Source organism: Methylohalomonas lacus, from assembly GCF_024808875.1.
In the GTDB taxonomy this organism is placed as follows: Bacteria; Pseudomonadota; Gammaproteobacteria; order Methylohalomonadales; family Methylohalomonadaceae; genus Methylohalomonas; species Methylohalomonas lacus.
The window spans coordinates 1-15,560 of record NZ_JANUCT010000011.1; the positions used below are offsets into that span (position 1 = coordinate 1).

Genomic DNA, 15,560 nt, shown 5'->3' on the forward strand with positions numbered 1-15,560 from the left:
CGGCTGGAGATAACCCGCATCGCCAGTGACGCCGACGTGCCGCCGCAGCGCATCTCCTTTGTCATGGCATTACGCTACATCCAGGACGAGTTCCTCTGGTGCGCCATCGCTTCACCCGGCAGCATCCCGAAAAAACTTCGCGACCTGCGCCACAACGTGAAACAGTTTATTGTCCCCGAACGAAAACGGCCCCCGAAACCGAGGGCCGTCAGAAGAAATAAAACCCAATATCCCATCCATCCTAAAAAACGCAACTGCCTTAACTGAATGGTATTAACCGCAAGGGTGGCCTTTTTACTTATATTGGTGGAGGCGGCGAGAATCGAACTCGCGTCCGCGGGTCCTCCGCCCTCGGTTCTACATGCTTAGTTGTCCTATTGATTTAACTGTCTGCTACCCGGGCAACAGGGAGCACAGACAGCGAGTCCGTTAGGTTTTAGCGAATCCGTCCCGGACTGACTTCATCGCGATCTTGTGAGATATGATACTCGAAACCTGAACGCACAAGCACGGCTTCAGTCGAGCATTAGCCGGGTTTAAGCGGCTAAGGCGTAGTTGTCGTCGTTGGCAACTATATTGGTTGCAGCTGGATTTACGAGGTAGTCTGCGCCTCGGCATGCTCCTTAGGTTTTGTGACCCACGTCGAAGCCAGGTCGCCCCCAAGAGAAACTCGATTGTAGCAAAAATCATCGGGCGCCCCCAGCGGGGGCGCCCCTGACTTTAGTGTAATAGAGGAGGAAATAATAGCACTGTATGGGACGCTTTCTGGACGCCCGGGTTCCACAAACAGTTATTTCCTTTTAAATCAATAAGTAATGCGGTATTTCAGGCTTTGTGGCGCAGCAGCCGCTGTTTCTCCCGTTGCCAGTCACGGTCCTTCTCCACGGCGCGCTTGTCGTGCTCCTTCTTACCCTTGGCCAGACCGATCTCGACCTTGGCGCGGCCGGCTTTCCAGTACATGGCTGTCGCGACGACGGTATAGCCCTTGCGTTCGGCTGCGCCAACCAGCTTGGCGATTTCGCGTCGGTGCAGCAGCAACTTGCGCGTGCGCTGCGGGTCCGGCTGGATATGCGTCGAGGCGGTCGGCAGGGGCGTGATCAGGGCGCCGAACAGGAATGCCTCACCATCCTTGAGCAACACGTAGGAATCCCGGATCTGGACCTTGCCGGCGCGCAGACTCTTGACTTCCCAGCCCTCCAGGACGACACCAGCCTCGAAACGCTCCTCGATGAAATAGTCGTGGCGCGCCTTCTTGTTCAGTGCGATGGTGCTGCTGGTGTCTTTCTTGTTTGCTTTGCCAGCCATAAATTATAGTGTGGTCTTGATTTGGGGGTTCGGCCATTCGATATAAAGCGCCGGATTATAACAGTCCTGCGGCGGTTCACGCCTGCCGGCTGTCGTGACCAGGAGAAAAAACACAACAATGGCCCGTCCACGACAATCCATCCATGGCCAGTGGTCTTCCCGCTGGGCGTTCATTCTTGCCGCCACTGGCTCAGCCGTGGGACTCGGCAACATCTGGCGATTTCCCTACATCACCGGGGAATATGGCGGTGGTGCGTTTGTACTGATTTACCTGGTCTGCATCATCGGTCTGGGCGTGCCGATACTGATGTCGGAGGTGCTGCTTGGCCGTCGCGGCCGGCAAAGCCCGATCAACACCATGCGCACGCTCGCCGAAGAGGAGGGCGCCAGGCCCCAGTGGGGCTATCTGGGCTGGATGGGTGTTGTCGCCGGCTTTCTGATCCTGTCTTTTTACAGTGTCGTCGGCGGCTGGACGCTGGCGTACGTGGTTCGCGCGATTGGCGGCACGTTTGCCGGGGTCACGGCAACAGACACCAGTAACACGTTCAACGCCCTTATCGGTGACGCTGAACGCCTGCTGGCCTGGCATACGCTGTTCATGGTGATGACCACCGTGGTCGTCGCGCGCGGGGTACAGCACGGTCTGGAAAAGGCCACCCGCATTCTCATGCCGGCCCTGTTTATTCTGCTGGTAGTCATGGTGGGGTATGCCATGAGTACGCCGGGTTTTGTCGAGGCCATGCAGTACCTGTTCCGGCCGGACTTCGCCAGAATCGAAACCGAGGCGATACTGGCCGCACTGGGGCAGGCGTTCTTCAGCCTGAGCCTGGGCATGGGCGCGATCATGATCTACGGATCGTATCTGCCGGCCAAGGCGTCGATACCGCGCACAGCGCTGGCGATCGCGGCGATGGATTCCGGGGTTGCCATTCTCGCCGGCCTGGCAATATTTCCGCTCGTTTTCAGCTACGGCCTCGAGGCGGGTCAGGGCAGCGGCCTGATTTTCCAGACTCTGCCCATCGCGTTCGGACAGATGCCCTATGGCACGTTGTTCGGGACGCTGTTTTTCGTGCTATTGACCTTCGCTGCCTGGAGTTCGTCGATTTCGTTACTGGAACCGGCGGTCGCCTGGCTGTCGGAGAACCGCGGCATCCGCCGCATCAATGCCTCGATCATTGCCGGCTGCATTGCCTGGGTCATGGGCATCGGCTCGTTGCTGTCGTTCAATCTCATGGCCGACAACAAGCTGTTCGGCAAGACTTTCTTCGAGTTGGTCGAATACTTGACCACGAATATCATGCTGCCGCTTGGCGGTTTGCTGACGGCGGTCTTTGCCGCCTGGATCATGAAGCGCAGCTCCAGCGCCGATGAGCTGGGATTGGGGGAAAGTCCTGGGTATCATATGTGGCGTTTTGCCACCCGCTATATTGCGCCGGTCGGTGTCGCGCTGGTATTCCTGCAGGCCACCGGCATCATCAATCTCGGCTAATCTTTACCAGACTCGTGACGGAAATCCATCGTTCTGCCCAGGTGCCCTATGGCGCCGCCCAAATGTATGCGCTTGTCACTGATGTGGCATCCTATCCGCAGTTCCTGCCATGGTGCGATAACGTGGAGGTGCTGCAGGAAAGTGACGCCGAGGTGCAGGCACGCGTGTCGCTGGCAGTGGGCAAGCTGCATCAGCATTTCACCACCCGCAACCGTCTGCAGCCGTATGATTCGGTGGTCATGGAACTCGTCGAGGGGCCGTTCAAGCACCTGACCGGTTTCTGGAAGTTTCAGCCGCTGGACGCCGGCTGCCATGTCAGCCTCGATATGCGTTTCGAATTCAAGAACACGCTCACCAGACTGGCGCTGGGCGGGCCGTTCAATAAATTTGCCAACACGCTGATGGATGCCTTCATTCAACGCGCCCACGATATGTATGGCTGAGACCATTCACGTTGAAGTTGCCTACGCCACGCCCGAACGGGCCTACTGTATCCCGCTGCAATTACCCGCCGGTAGCAACCTGAAGCAGGCTATCGAGGCCTCCGGGCTGCTGGCGCAGTGCCCGCAGATCGATCTTGATGTCAATCGCGTCGGTGTCTTCGGTCAGGTGTGCTCGCTCGAAACCCCGCTCGGCGACGGCGATCGCGTCGAAGTTTACCGGCCGCTCGAAATCGATCCCAAGGAAGCCCGGCGCCGGCGTGCGGCCGCGCGCCGCGGCGATTAGCGCATGGTCAGTCGCCGCCTGTTGTTGTTATTGGTTGTCACCCTCGGCAGCCTGCTGTACGGGTTGTTGACCGGCAGTGTCGAGATAGCCATTGCCGAGCTGCTGCGTATTCTCGGCGGCCACGGCGAGCCGCAGCTGGCACAGGTCATCTGGGATCTGCGACTGCCGCGCCTGGCCAACGGCTTCGTCGTCGGTGCGCTGCTAGCGCTGGCCGGTGTGCTCATGCAGGTGTTGCTGCGCAATCCGCTGGCCGAACCCTATATTCTCGGTGTTTCCGGTGGTGCGGCTGTCGGTGCGTTGCTGGCACTCATGGCCGGTGTCGCCGGTTACTGGGTCAGTGGCGCCTCGTTGCTCGGTTCGCTTGCATCCATGCTGCTGGTGTTTGCCCTGGCACACGCGCAGGGTGACTGGCAGCCGCTGCGGCTGTTGTTGACCGGGGTTGTGGTCGCTGCCGGCTGGGGCGCCCTGGTCAGCCTGTTATTGACGATCAGTCCGGATCAATCGTTGCGCGGCATGCTGTTCTGGCTGATGGGCGACCTCGGCCAGGCGCCGTTCACCTGGTCGCCACTGTTGATCCTGCTGGCCGGAGTCGTGATCGCCCTGTTGCTGGGCCGGCAATTGAACCTGCTGCAGCGTGGTGACATGGAGGCGGCCGCACTGGGCGTAGCGGTTTTGCGGCTGCGGCTGATCCTGTACCTGCTCGGCGCCCTGCTGACCGCGACCGCGGTGATGCTGGCCGGCACGATCGGGTTCGTCGGGCTGGTGGTACCGCACCTGATGCGCCTGTACCTCGGTACCGACCATCGCCTGCTGGTGCCTGCCAGCGTGCTTGCCGGCGGCAGCCTGGTGGTGGTGGCCGATACGCTGGCGCGCAGCCTGCTGGCGCCGCAGCAGCTGCCGGTCGGTGTGCTGACTGCCTTCATTGGCGTACCGCTGTTTCTTTATCTCATGCAGCGTCAGGCCGGCGCGCAGCACTCATGACGTTGCTGGCAAGCAGCAAGCTCGACATCCGCGTCGCCGGCCGGCCGCTTTGCCGCGGTCTGGATTTTCGCATGCAACCGGGCGAATGCTGGGCACTGCTCGGTGCCAACGGTGTTGGCAAGACCATGCTGTTGCACACGCTGGCCGGCCTGCGACCCGCCGATGCCGGCCATGTCCGCATCAACGATCGGCCGCTCGCTGACTGGTCAGCACGCGAGCTGGCCCGCTACCGCGGCGTGCTGTTCCAGGACAGCCAGGATACCTTTCCGGCCAGCGTGCTGGAGACGGTGTTGAGTGGCCGCCACCCGTACCTGCGGTTCTGGGAGTTCGAAAGCGCGCATGATCACGAGCTCGCGCGCCAGGCGCTGGCGCGGGTCGGTCTGCAGGGGCTAGAAGCGCGCCGCGTCGATACCCTCTCCGGCGGCGAACGCCGGCGCCTGGCACTGGCCACGTTGCTGGTGCAGTCGCCGCGCGTGATGCTGCTGGATGAGCCGAGCAACCATCTCGATCTGCGCCACCAGATGCGCCTGTTCGCCTACCTGTGTGAACTGACGCGCGAGGGCCTGGGCGGGCTGTTGATGAGCCTGCACGACGTTAACCTGGCGCAGCGTTTCTGCAGCCACGTCATCCTCATGTTCGGGAGCGGCGACGTCTGTACCGGCCCGGTGGCCGAGACGCTGTCGGAGCACACTGTCAGCCGGCTTTACGATTATCCGGTACACGCGGTGTACGACGGCGTTCACTGCTGGTACCAGCCGGACTGAGCCGGCAGTCGCCGTTCATCCACGTGCCTCCTCGAGGATCCGGCACAGTTGTGCCGTGCCGTCGAGAATGCGCGGGCTGTGGCGTTGCAGGTGATCGGGGTTGATGTGGTAGAGGTGTTCGTCGCGAACCGCCGGCAGTTGTGACCAGTGACGCCAGTCATCCAGCCACTGCGGCCTTTGTCCATCCGGGCCGCTGGCAACGATGACCTGCGGGCGCGCAGCCAGTACGGCTTCGGTCGCTACCCGCGGTGCCAGCCGCGTGCTGGTGGCGAATACGTTGCGGCCGCCGCAGAGCTCGATCACTTCGTTAAGCACGTGAGCACCGCCGACCGTAATCAGGGGCTGGTGCCATATCTGGTAAAACACACTGATGGGCGGCCGGTCCCGGTAACGCTTATGCAGCGCTGCCAGTCGGGCGCGGTAGTCGTCGGCGGCACTTGTCGCGGTTGCCCGGTGGCCGGTCAGTTTGCCCAGCGTTTCCAGCAGGCGGGCGATGTCCGTGAGCTGCCGCGGTTCGGAGACATGCACGGCCAGACCCAGCGCACGCAGTCGCTGGAGCTGGCCGGCGGGGTTACCGCTTTGCCAGCCGAGCACCAAATCCGGCTGCAGGGCCACGAGCCGTTCGTTGTCGAAGCGGGTGTAGTTGCCGATACGCGGTATGTTGCGGGCGGCGGCCGGATAGTCGCTGTGGCTGACAGTGGCGATGATCGTGTCACCGGCGCCGATAGCGAACAGCAGCTCGGTCAGGTGCGGCGCCAGGCTGACGATGCGTGTGGCAGGCTGCGCCAGTTCCAGCCGCTGTCCGGTTGCATCCGTGACCTGTACTGCGCTGCCGGCGGAGGCAAGCAGCAGCAGCCCGGCAAACAGGGTCAGGCGAGTGAACGTATCAGGGACCACCCGGGGCAGGCTGTCCACCGGGCGCCGGTTGTTGTCCACCGCCGCCGGTCGGCATCTGCACGCTTTCTTCCTGACGCCGCCGCGCGCCGCCGTCGCTACCGGGGTCGCCGCTGAACAGACGGGCGAAAAAGCCCGGCTTGCTGCGATCGGGCACGACGTAGGTTTCCGCCTGCTTGTCGTCGTCGGCCGTATCGATGTCGGTGCGCAATTTCGGATCGCCGACGACGACGTCGCCATCGACCTGGGCCAGGCGATCCTCGTCGTCAAAGTACAGGGTAACATGGCGCTGTTCGCGGACCTTGTCGCTGCCCTTCTGGAAGCTATAGATATACTCCCAGCGGTTATTACGGAACGGATCGACGAGCACCGGTGAGCCCATGATGTAGCGCACCTGATCCTTGTTCATGCCGGGTTCCAGCCGATTGAACATTGACTGTTCAAGCACCGCCCCCTGTTGAATAGGGATGCGATAGACACCGGGCATTTTCCAGTTATAGTCGGCACAGGCGCCCACCATCAGGAGGGCGCAGGTAACAAGGAAGCTGGCTGATAGGCGCTTGAATGCGTGCATAATTCGTACGGCTCGATGGTTGCGTGACTGTAGGCGCTGTCGGCGGGCCTGTCGAGCCCCTGATTATAAATGACTGCGCGCAGATTTTCCGGCCCGGATTGCGTATAATTTGCATTGCTGGCCGGCCGGGCCCTGCCAGTGCTGTTGCCGGGCCTGTTAGAATAACGCCTTTGGCAATTCGCTGAATATACCAAGCCCAGACTCAGGAGCGATTTGTGGAAGCACAGGATCTCAAAAAAGTCGGACTCAAGGCGACGCTGCCGCGCATACGTATTCTGCAGATTCTTGAGGATTCCGACCAGAAGCATATGAGTGCCGAGGATGTCTACAAGGCACTGATGGATGCCGGCGAGGAAGTGGGCCTTGCCACTATCTACCGCGTGCTGACCCAATTTGAGGCTGCCGGACTCGTCATGCGGCACCACTTCGATAGTGGCCATTCGGTGTTCGAGGTCAACGAGGGCGAACATCACGACCATATGATCTGTGCCGAAACCGGCAAGGTGATCGAGTTCCAGAACGAGCAGATCGAAAAGCTGCAGCACGAAATCGCCGACAAGCACGGCTACGAGCTGGTCGACCACAGCCTGGTGCTGTACGTGAAGCCGAAGAAGAAGAAATAATCGTCCCTCGTCGTTCGTGCCTCGTTCCTCGAAAGAAGCGTGTAGGAGCAGCGCCCTAGCCGTTTACGAGGAACGAGCGACGAGAAACGAGGCACGCGCGCAGCGCCACGCCCATCATCCAGCCAGCATCTCCCGGGCATGGGCCCGGGTCTGCTCGGTAATCTTCAGCCCGCCCAGCATGCGGGCAATCTCCTCGACACGTTCCTCGGCCGACAGGGTTGCGACCCGCGTGCGGGTTTCACTGTCGCCGGTCATTTTCAGTACGCGCAGGTGCGCGTGGCCGAGCGAGGCTACCTGCGGCAGGTGGGTGACACAGAAGACCTGGTGATGTTCGCCGATCTGGCGCAATAGCTGACCGACGATCTCGGCCACCCCGCCGCCGATGCCGGCGTCGACTTCGTCAAAGATCATGCTGGCCGCGCCGCTGCTGTCGCTGGCCCTGACCTGCAGGGCGAGGCTGATGCGCGACAGTTCGCCGCCCGAGGCGACTTTGGCCAGCGGTCGCGGCGGCTGGCCGGGATTGGCGCTGACCAGAAAGTCGATGCGGTCCTGGCCATGAACGCTGGGGCGTGCCTCGGTTTCTGCCTGAACGTCGATCACAAATTCACCGCCGGCCATGCCGAGTTCGCGGATCTGCTCGGTGACCGTCTGGCCGAGTGCCGCGGCGGTCTTCTGACGTTCCTTGTGCAGCCGCGTGCAGGCAGCGTGGTACTGGTCCAGCAGTTTCTGTTGTTGATCCCTGAGTTGGGCGTAGTGCTCGTCACTGGCCTCGAGCTGTTGCAACTGCTCGCTGAGTGACTGCAGGTGGTCCGCCAGGGTCTCGGGCTGGATGTGATGCTTGCGCGCCAGGTCGTGCATGGCGGAAAGCCGCTGTTCGACCTGCTGCAGGCGTTCCGGATCCAGCTCCAGACGGTCGAGGTAATGGCGCAGTTCGTCGCCGGCTTCATTGAGCTGAATCACGCTGTTGTCCAGCAGGTCGGCCACTGCGATCAGGCGCTCGTCGTAACGGCCGAGTTCGCGCAGTTCCCGCTCGATACGCTTGGCCAGCACGCTGATGGCCTGATCGTCGTCGGCCAGCCGGCTGTAGGCGGACTGCGCACCTTCCACCAGGCGACTGGCATTCGCCAGCCGGGTGTACTCCTGGTCGAGTGCCTCGAATTCATCCGGCTGCGGATTCAGGCTCTGTAGTTCCTGGACCTGGTAGCGCAGCAGTTCCAGTTTTGCCTCGCGGTCCTCGCCGAGGCCGGCCAGGTTGTCCAGCTGCTGACAGACGTCGCGCCACTGGCGGTACAGATCGGCGACCTCGGCGAGTAATGCAGCGTAGTCGCCCTGCTCGTCCAGCAGCTGGCGCTGGGCGTCACGCTTGAGTAATGACTGATGGGCGTGCTGGCCATGAATGTCGATGAGCAGCTCGCCCATCGGTTTCAGGGTTTGCAGGGCGACCTGGCTGCCGTTGACGAACGCTTTGGAACGGCCGTCGGCATTGATGACGCGGCGAATCAGCAGCTCGTCGTCGCCGCCGCTGATGGCCTGTTCCTCGAGCAGCTCCTGCAACGGCGCGTTGCCGGTGATATTGAAGGTGGCGCTCAGCTCGCAGCGCTCGGCACCGGCGCGCAGCAAGGCCGAATCGGCGCGGTCGCCTAGGATGAGACCGAGCGCGTCGACAATGATCGATTTGCCGGCGCCGGTTTCACCCGTGAGCACGGTCATGCCGGCACCGAAGTGCAGCTCGACCTCGTCGATGACGGCAAAGTTGCGGATGTGGAGAGCGGTGAGCATGGTGGCGACGCCTAACCGACTGGTGATGGAGCAAACGATTTCGCGATCCTGTAAAACGGTGATCGTCCATCGTCCCTCTTGCCTCGTTCCTCGAATGATCGCGGCGCGCTCGTCGCCATGTCCACGAGTGACGAGGAACGAGTGACGAGGAACGCGTTCAACACAGTTCCCGCCCCCAGTGCAGCTTGGTGCGCAGCAGGCGGAAGTGTTCGTAGTTGGCCGGGTGGATCAGGTGGATCGCCTTGTCCTTTTTCTTGATCAGCAGGCGGTCACCGGGCGCCAGTTCCAGTTGACTGTCGCCATCGGCGGTCAGCCGCGCCTGGTCGGCTTCCTGGGTGACGACACTGATCTCGATTTCGGCCTGGCCATCGACGACGATCGGCCGGTTGCTCAGGTTGTGCGGGGCGATCGGCACCAGCAGCATGGCATCCAGGCGCGGGTGCAGTATCGGTCCGCCGGCGGACAGGGCGTAGGCAGTCGAGCCGGTCGGCGTGGCAATGATCAGACCGTCGGAGCGCTGGCAGTTCACCAGCGTACCGTCGATGTGGGTATCGAATTCGATCAGCCGGGCGGTGTTCCATTTCTGAATGATGATGTCGTTGATGGCCTCGCACTCGTGAATCACCTTGCCCTGGCGATGTACGGTCGCCTGGATCAGGCAGCGCACGTCCTCGTCATAGTCGCCGTTGAGAATGACATCGAGGTGTTCAGAAATGGCGTCCGCCGGGATATCCGCCAGAAAGCCCAGCCGGCCGAGATTGATGCCCAGCAACGGTACCTGCTGCTGCGACAGCTTATGCGCTGCCTTGAGCATGGTGCCGTCGCCGCCGACGGCAATGGCCAGATCACAGTGCTGGCCCATGTCGACCGCCGCAATCGTTTCCAGGTCGTCGCGGCCGAGGATCTCGGCACAGCACTCGTCGATGATCAGGTGCCGTTTGCGATCCTGCAGATACTGGACGAGATAACTCAGCGTATCGCGGATTTCAACAGCGCCCTGTTTGGCGATCAGGCCAATACGTTCAAACATGAAATTCTAACCCTTGTACGGGTCTCCGGGCAGATGGCCGTCAAACTTAGCATGGCCGCCAGTGGTCGCCAACACGTTTTGACACTCTCAACGGGAGAGTGCTAAATTCATTGCCAATCAGCGTCCAACCCGACTCCACATGGCATGCCCAAGTCCAAGACTCATAAGGAATTATCCGAACGCAGCGTGCACCTGTTCAAGGCTCTGGTGGAGCATTACATCAACCAGGGCCAGCCGGTAGGTTCGCGGACACTGGCGCGCGAGACGGACCTGGACCTGAGTCCGGCAACCATTCGTAATGTGATGGCGGACCTCGAGGATATGGGGCTGATCACCTCGCCGCATACCTCATCCGGGCGCATTCCGACCGCCAAGGGCTATCGCTTCTTTGTCGACAGTCTGATGCGCATCGACAAGCTCGATAGCGCCGAGATGAAGCGCATCGCCAGCGAGCTGGATCCCGGCGCCGACATCAAGTCGCTGCTCGAGCGCACCTCGTCGATGCTGTCCGAGATCACGCACCTGGCTGGCATTGTCATGCTGCCGCGCACCGAGCATAAGTCGCTGCAGCATGTCGAGTTCGTCAAGCTGTCGGACAACCGGGTGCTGGTGATCCTGGTCATGAGCGATCGCGAGGTGCAAAACCGCATTATCCAGACGGCCAAGCCGTACAGCACGGCGGAGCTGCAGCGTGCTTCGAACTACGTCAACAGTCACTTCATCGGCAAGGATCTGAACAACGTCCGCGAGGACATCCTGCGCGAGCTGCAAAAGGCCAAGGACGACGTCAATCACGTCATGCAGACCGCCATCGAGATGGCCGGTAGCGCCATCATCAAGGGCGACGGCCACGGTGACTACTTGATGGCTGGCCAGACCAACCTGATGGAAGTGGCTGAGCTGTGCGACGTCGACAAGCTCAAGCGTCTGTTCGAGATTTTCAGCCAGAAACGCGACATCCTGCACCTGCTGGACCAGGCCATCCATGCCCGCGGCCTGCAGATCTTCATTGGCGAGGAATCCGGCTACGAAGTGCTGGACGCCTGCAGCGTGGTCACCTCGCCGTACGAGGCCGATGGCGAGATTCTCGGCGTGCTCGGCGTCATCGGGCCGACGCGCATGCCTTACGAGCGGGTCATCCCGATCGTCGATGTCACGGCGAAAATGCTCGGTACGGCCTTGAATTCAGATTCCTGAGTCCCCAAGTAGAGGCAATACCGGCCGCCGCGGCGGCCGCAGGGTTTTTTTGTCTTAAATCAAAGAGGTCATCATGGCGAGCCATTCAGAACAGACAACCGCGGGATCCGGCCAGGCCGGATCCGACCACGACGCCCAGGCGCCCGAGGAGGAAACAGCGGTCGCCGGCGAGGTGCTTGAGGAAGACGCGAGCGCAGCCGTGACGCCGGAATCCGACGATCCGGCAGTGCTGCAGGCGGAGCTGAACGCCGCGCGGGCCAAGGCCGAGGAGCACTGGAGCAATCTGGTGCGATTGCAGGCCGAGATGGACAACCTGCGCAAGCGGACCAGCCGTGATGTCGAGCAGGCGCACAAGTACGCGCTGGACAAGTTCGTCGCCGAGCTGTTGCCGGTTATCGACAGCCTGGAACTGGGCATCAATGCTGCCGGCGAGAACAGCGGCGAAGAGGCCGCCAGCCTGCGCGAGGGTATGGAACTGACACTGAAGAAGCTGCTCGATGCGGTGGCCAAGTTCGGTGTTGAGACGGTCAATCCGCAGGGTGAGAAGTTCAATCCGGAACTGCATGAGGCGGTTTCGATGCAGGAAAGCGCCGAGGCCGAGAGCAACACGGTCATCACCGTGGTGCAGAAGGGCTACACACTGAACGATCGGCTGGTACGTCCGGCCATGGTCGTGGTGGCCAAGTAGCCCTGCGGCCCTTGAAATGGCAGCCCGTGCCCCCCATATAGCGGGGTAACTAAACAGTTATTTAAATCAGTAATTTAGCGATACGATTCTGGAGAGTTTCTGAAATGGGAAAAATAATCGGCATTGATCTGGGCACGACCAACTCCTGTGTCTCGGTGCTTGAGGGCGGCAAGCCGAAGGTCATCGAGAACAGCGAGGGTACCCGCACGACACCGTCGATCGTCGCCTACACAGAGGACGATGAGGTTCTCGTCGGCCAGTCGGCCAAGCGTCAGGCGGTGACCAATCCGCACAACACGCTGTACGCGATCAAGCGCCTGATCGGGCGCCAGTATGACGACGACGTTGTCCAGCGTGACATCAAGATGGTGCCGTACAAGATCGTCAAGGCTGACAATGGCGACGCCTGGGTTGAGGTGAAGGACAAGAAGATGGCGCCGCCGGAAATCTCCGCGCGCGTGCTCATGAAGATGAAGAAGACCGCCGAGGAATATCTCGGTGAGGAAGTGACCGAGGCGGTGATCACCGTGCCGGCCTATTTCAACGACTCGCAGCGCCAGGCGACCAAGGACGCCGGCAAGATCGCCGGTCTCGAGGTCAAGCGCATCATCAACGAGCCGACCGCGGCGTCGCTGGCCTATGGCATGGACAAGAAGCGCGGTGACGCCAAGATCGCCGTGTTCGACCTGGGCGGCGGCACGTTCGATATCTCCATTATCGAGATCGCTGACGTCGACGGCGAGAACCAGTTCGAGGTGCTGTCCACCAGCGGCGATACCTTCCTCGGCGGTGAGGACTTTGACCTGCGTGTCATCAATCACCTGATCGATTCCTTTAAAAAGGAAAGCGGCATCGACCTGAACAACGATCCGCTGGCCCTGCAGCGTCTGAAGGAAGCCGCCGAGAAGGCCAAGATTGAGCTGTCCTCGAGTCAGCAGACCGACATCAACCTGCCGTACATCACGGCGGATCAGGCCGGGCCGAAGCATCTGAACATGAAGCTGACCCGTGCCAAGCTCGAGTCGCTGGTCGAGGATCTGGTCGATCGCACGATCGAGCCCTGCAAGACCGCCATCAAGGATGCCGGCCTGAGCACGGGTGACATCACCGACGTCATTCTGGTCGGTGGTCAGACCCGCATGCCGAAGGTGCAGGAAAAGGTACAGGAGTTCTTTGGCAAGGAACCGCGCAAGGACGTCAATCCGGACGAGGCCGTGGCCATCGGTGCCGGTATCCAGGCCGGCGTGCTCGGCGGCGACGTCAAGGACGTGCTGCTGCTGGACGTGACGCCGCTGTCGCTGGGTATCGAGACCCTGGGTGGCGTGATGACCAAGCTCATCGAAAAGAACACCACCATTCCGACCAAGGCGAGCCAAGTGTTCTCCACCGCCGAAGACAATCAGAACGCGGTGACCGTGCATGTGCTGCAGGGTGAGCGCGAAATGGCCTCCGGTAACAAGTCGCTGGGCCGTTTCGACCTGACCGATATTCCGCCGGCACCGCGCGGTACGCCGCAGATCGAAGTCACGTTCGATATCGACGCCAATGGCATCATGCACGTGTCGGCGAAGGACAAGGCGACCGGCAAGGAGAACAAGATCGAGATCAAGGCTTCCTCCGGTCTGACCGAGGAAGAGATCGAGAACATGGTCAAGGACGCCGAGGCGCATGCCGAGGATGACAAGAAGGCACGCGAGCTGGTCGATTCGCGCAACCAGGCGGACAACATGATTCATGCGGTGCGCAAGTCGATGCAGGACCTCGGCGAGGACCAGATCGAGGAGCAGGAGAAAACCGACATCGAGTCCGCAATCAGCGACGTTGAGGAAGCCATGAAGGGTGATGACAAGGAAGCCATCGACGAAAAAACCCAGAAACTGGCCGAGCTCAGCGGTAAGCTTGCCGAGCGCGCCTACAAGCAACAGGCGGAAAGCGAGCAGGCGCAGTCTGGCGAGACCGGTGGTAGCGGTTCGGACGAGTCCGGCTCCGACGACGATGTGGTCGATGCCGAATTCGAGGAAGTCGACGACAGCAAGAAATAAGCTGTAATCCGTTTCCGTTACAGCTGGAGTAAACCCCGCCCGGCGCGCGGCATATCCCCGATATGCTTCGTCCGGGCGTCTGTTTTAGTTTTAATTGAATACGAAACGATAAGGATCGGCGGCTAATGGCCAAACGTGATTATTACGAAGTCCTCGGTATAGAACGCGGGGCCAGCAACGACGAGATCAAGAAAGCCTATCGCAAGCTGGCGATGAAATATCATCCGGACCGTAATCCGGACGATGAATCGGCAGTCGAACAGTTCAAGGAAATTCAGACGGCCTACGATGTGCTGTCCGACAGCCAGAAACGCCAGGCCTATGATCAGTTCGGCCATGCCGGTGTTGAAGGTGCCGCTGGCGGCGGTGGCCAGTACGGCGGCGGCTTCAGCGGCTTTGGCGATATTTTTGACAGTGTCTTCGGCGATATCTTTGGTGGCGGCCGCGGCGGCGAACAGGTCTTTCGCGGCTCCGACCTGCGCTACGACCTTGAGCTGTCACTGGAAGAGGCGGTCAGCGGTACCACGGTCAAGATCCGGGTGCCCAAGCTGGTCGGTTGTGATACCTGTCGTGGCTCCGGCGCCAAGCCGGGCAGCTCACCGGTCACCTGTTCGACCTGCGGGGGCGCTGGCCAGGTGCGCATGCAGCAGGGCTTTTTTGCCATTCAGCAGACCTGTCCGGCCTGTCGCGGCCAGGGCCGCGTGGTCGAGGACCACTGCACCGCCTGTCGCGGTGAAGGCCGCGTACGCGACAATAAGACCATCTCGGTCAAGGTGCCGCCGGGTGTCGACGACGGCGATCGTATTCGCCTGGCCAACGAGGGCGAGGCCGGTATCAATGGCGGACCGGCCGGCGACCTGTATGTTCAGGTACGCGTCAAGGAACACCCGATCTTTACCCGCGATGGCGCCGATCTCTATTGCGAGGTACCGATCAGCTTCGCCACCGCCGTCCTCGGCGGCGAACTGGAAGTGCCGACGCTGGACGGCCGGGTGACACTGAAGGTGCCGAGCGAGACGCAAAGCGGCAAGCTGTTCCGCCTGCGCGGCAAGGGCGTGCGCACGGTACGCAGCGCTGCCAAGGGTGACCTGATCTGCAAGACCATGGTGGAAACGCCGGTCAACCTGAACAAGAAGCAGAAGGAATTGCTGGAACAGTTCGATGAGGCCATGCGCGAAGACAGCGCCAAGCACAGCCCGCGCGAGTCTTCCTGGTTTGATGGCGTGAAGCGGTTTTTCGAGGATATGAAATTGTGAGGCGCGTGGCGCAAGCGCGTCGCTCGTTCCTCGTTCCTCGTCGCTCGTTGCTCGTGGAAAGTGAAGACTGGACCGGTGGTGGTGGAGAAGGGTTCTTGCGGGAAATGTATGTCGGTGCAATTGGTTCCTGCGCTGCAGAATTTAAGGGATAGATTTTGTCATGAGTATTTGCATCATTTGTTCCCGAGAGGGACGAGGAACGAGAAAAGACT

15 protein-coding genes, 1 other RNA gene and 1 pseudogene are annotated in these 15,560 nt (G+C 61.1%); 11 read left to right on the plus strand and 6 right to left on the minus strand.

Annotated elements, in window-relative coordinates; all coding sequences use genetic code 11:
• Positions 1–267: pseudogene (locus J2T55_RS08490) on the plus strand (IS4 family transposase); the annotation flags it as partial.
• A 37-nt stretch (positions 268–304) separates the two neighbouring features.
• On the opposite strand, the gene ssrA reads toward J2T55_RS08490, so the two are convergent.
• Both ssrA and smpB read right to left on the minus strand, forming a co-directional pair.
• Positions 305–661, minus strand: a transfer-messenger RNA (tmRNA) gene (gene ssrA, locus J2T55_RS08495).
• Between the two features lie 164 nt (positions 662–825).
• A complete protein-coding gene (gene smpB, locus J2T55_RS08500) occupies positions 826–1,305 on the minus strand; it encodes an SsrA-binding protein SmpB (RefSeq protein WP_259055633.1) in 480 nt (159 codons plus the stop codon).
• 118 nt (positions 1,306–1,423) lie between these two features.
• On the opposite strand from smpB, the gene J2T55_RS08505 reads away from it, so the two are divergent.
• Genes J2T55_RS08505 through J2T55_RS08525 form a run of 5 tightly spaced genes read left to right on the plus strand, consistent with a single transcriptional unit; the run spans position 1,424 to position 5,265 of the window.
• The gene (locus tag J2T55_RS08505) at positions 1,424–2,794 is read left to right on the plus strand and encodes a sodium-dependent transporter (RefSeq protein WP_259055634.1); all 1,371 of its coding nucleotides are present in this window, start codon (positions 1,424–1,426) and stop codon (positions 2,792–2,794) included.
• A gap of 14 nt (positions 2,795–2,808) precedes the next feature.
• Positions 2,809–3,237, plus strand: a complete 429-nt coding sequence (locus tag J2T55_RS08510; RefSeq protein ID WP_407660070.1) for a type II toxin-antitoxin system RatA family toxin — start codon at positions 2,809–2,811, stop codon at positions 3,235–3,237.
• Positions 3,230–3,520 carry an RnfH family protein gene (locus tag J2T55_RS08515; protein ID WP_259055636.1) on the plus strand — a complete coding sequence of 97 codons (291 nt, stop codon included), beginning with the start codon at positions 3,230–3,232 and terminating at the stop codon, positions 3,518–3,520. The genes J2T55_RS08510 and J2T55_RS08515 overlap by 8 nt, the downstream gene beginning before the upstream one ends.
• 3 nt (positions 3,521–3,523) lie before the next feature.
• Complete coding sequence (locus J2T55_RS08520; RefSeq protein WP_259055637.1) at positions 3,524–4,501, plus strand: FecCD family ABC transporter permease; 978 nt, start codon at positions 3,524–3,526, stop codon at positions 4,499–4,501.
• Positions 4,498–5,265, plus strand: coding sequence for an ABC transporter ATP-binding protein (locus tag J2T55_RS08525; RefSeq protein WP_259055638.1), 768 nt, complete (start codon positions 4,498–4,500; stop codon positions 5,263–5,265). The genes J2T55_RS08520 and J2T55_RS08525 overlap by 4 nt, the downstream gene beginning before the upstream one ends.
• 15 nt (positions 5,266–5,280) lie before the next feature.
• Here J2T55_RS08525 and J2T55_RS08530 read toward each other — a convergent pair whose 3' ends face one another.
• Together J2T55_RS08530 and J2T55_RS08535 are read right to left on the minus strand one after the other, a co-directional pair.
• Entirely contained in the window at positions 5,281–6,201 is a 921-nt protein-coding gene (locus J2T55_RS08530) for a cobalamin-binding protein (protein WP_259055639.1), read from the minus strand.
• Positions 6,152–6,733: an outer membrane protein assembly factor BamE gene (locus J2T55_RS08535; protein ID WP_259055640.1), complete on the minus strand. Its 582-nt coding sequence runs from the start codon at positions 6,731–6,733 to the stop codon at positions 6,152–6,154. The genes J2T55_RS08530 and J2T55_RS08535 overlap by 50 nt, the downstream gene beginning before the upstream one ends.
• 215 nt (positions 6,734–6,948) lie before the next feature.
• On the opposite strand from J2T55_RS08535, the gene fur reads away from it, so the two are divergent.
• Entirely contained in the window at positions 6,949–7,356 is a 408-nt protein-coding gene (fur, locus tag J2T55_RS08540) for a ferric iron uptake transcriptional regulator (RefSeq protein WP_259055641.1), read from the plus strand.
• 114 nt (positions 7,357–7,470) lie between these two features.
• Here fur and recN read toward each other — a convergent pair whose 3' ends face one another.
• Both recN and J2T55_RS08550 read right to left on the minus strand, forming a co-directional pair.
• The gene (recN, locus tag J2T55_RS08545) at positions 7,471–9,135 is read right to left on the minus strand and encodes a DNA repair protein RecN (protein ID WP_259055643.1); all 1,665 of its coding nucleotides are present in this window, start codon (positions 9,133–9,135) and stop codon (positions 7,471–7,473) included.
• Positions 9,136–9,292: 157 nt separating this feature from the next.
• Positions 9,293–10,165: an NAD(+) kinase gene (locus tag J2T55_RS08550; protein ID WP_259055644.1), complete on the minus strand. Its 873-nt coding sequence runs from the start codon at positions 10,163–10,165 to the stop codon at positions 9,293–9,295.
• 144 nt (positions 10,166–10,309) lie between these two features.
• Between J2T55_RS08550 and hrcA the strand changes: the two genes are divergently transcribed.
• The 4 genes from hrcA to dnaJ all read left to right on the plus strand — a co-directional run bounded on the left by hrcA (position 10,310) and on the right by dnaJ (position 15,348).
• Positions 10,310–11,362 carry a heat-inducible transcriptional repressor HrcA gene (gene hrcA / locus J2T55_RS08555; RefSeq protein ID WP_259055645.1) on the plus strand — a complete coding sequence of 351 codons (1,053 nt, stop codon included), beginning with the start codon at positions 10,310–10,312 and terminating at the stop codon, positions 11,360–11,362.
• A 73-nt stretch (positions 11,363–11,435) separates the two neighbouring features.
• Positions 11,436–12,050 (plus strand): nucleotide exchange factor GrpE, encoded by a 615-nt coding sequence (gene grpE, locus J2T55_RS08560; protein WP_259055646.1) that lies wholly within the window; start codon positions 11,436–11,438, stop codon positions 12,048–12,050.
• Positions 12,051–12,154: 104 nt separating this feature from the next.
• Positions 12,155–14,092, plus strand: a complete 1,938-nt coding sequence (gene dnaK, locus J2T55_RS08565; RefSeq protein ID WP_259055647.1) for a molecular chaperone DnaK — start codon at positions 12,155–12,157, stop codon at positions 14,090–14,092.
• Between the two features lie 125 nt (positions 14,093–14,217).
• The gene (gene dnaJ / locus J2T55_RS08570; RefSeq protein ID WP_259055648.1) at positions 14,218–15,348 is read left to right on the plus strand and encodes a molecular chaperone DnaJ; all 1,131 of its coding nucleotides are present in this window, start codon (positions 14,218–14,220) and stop codon (positions 15,346–15,348) included.
• Positions 15,349–15,560 lie beyond the last annotated feature (212 nt).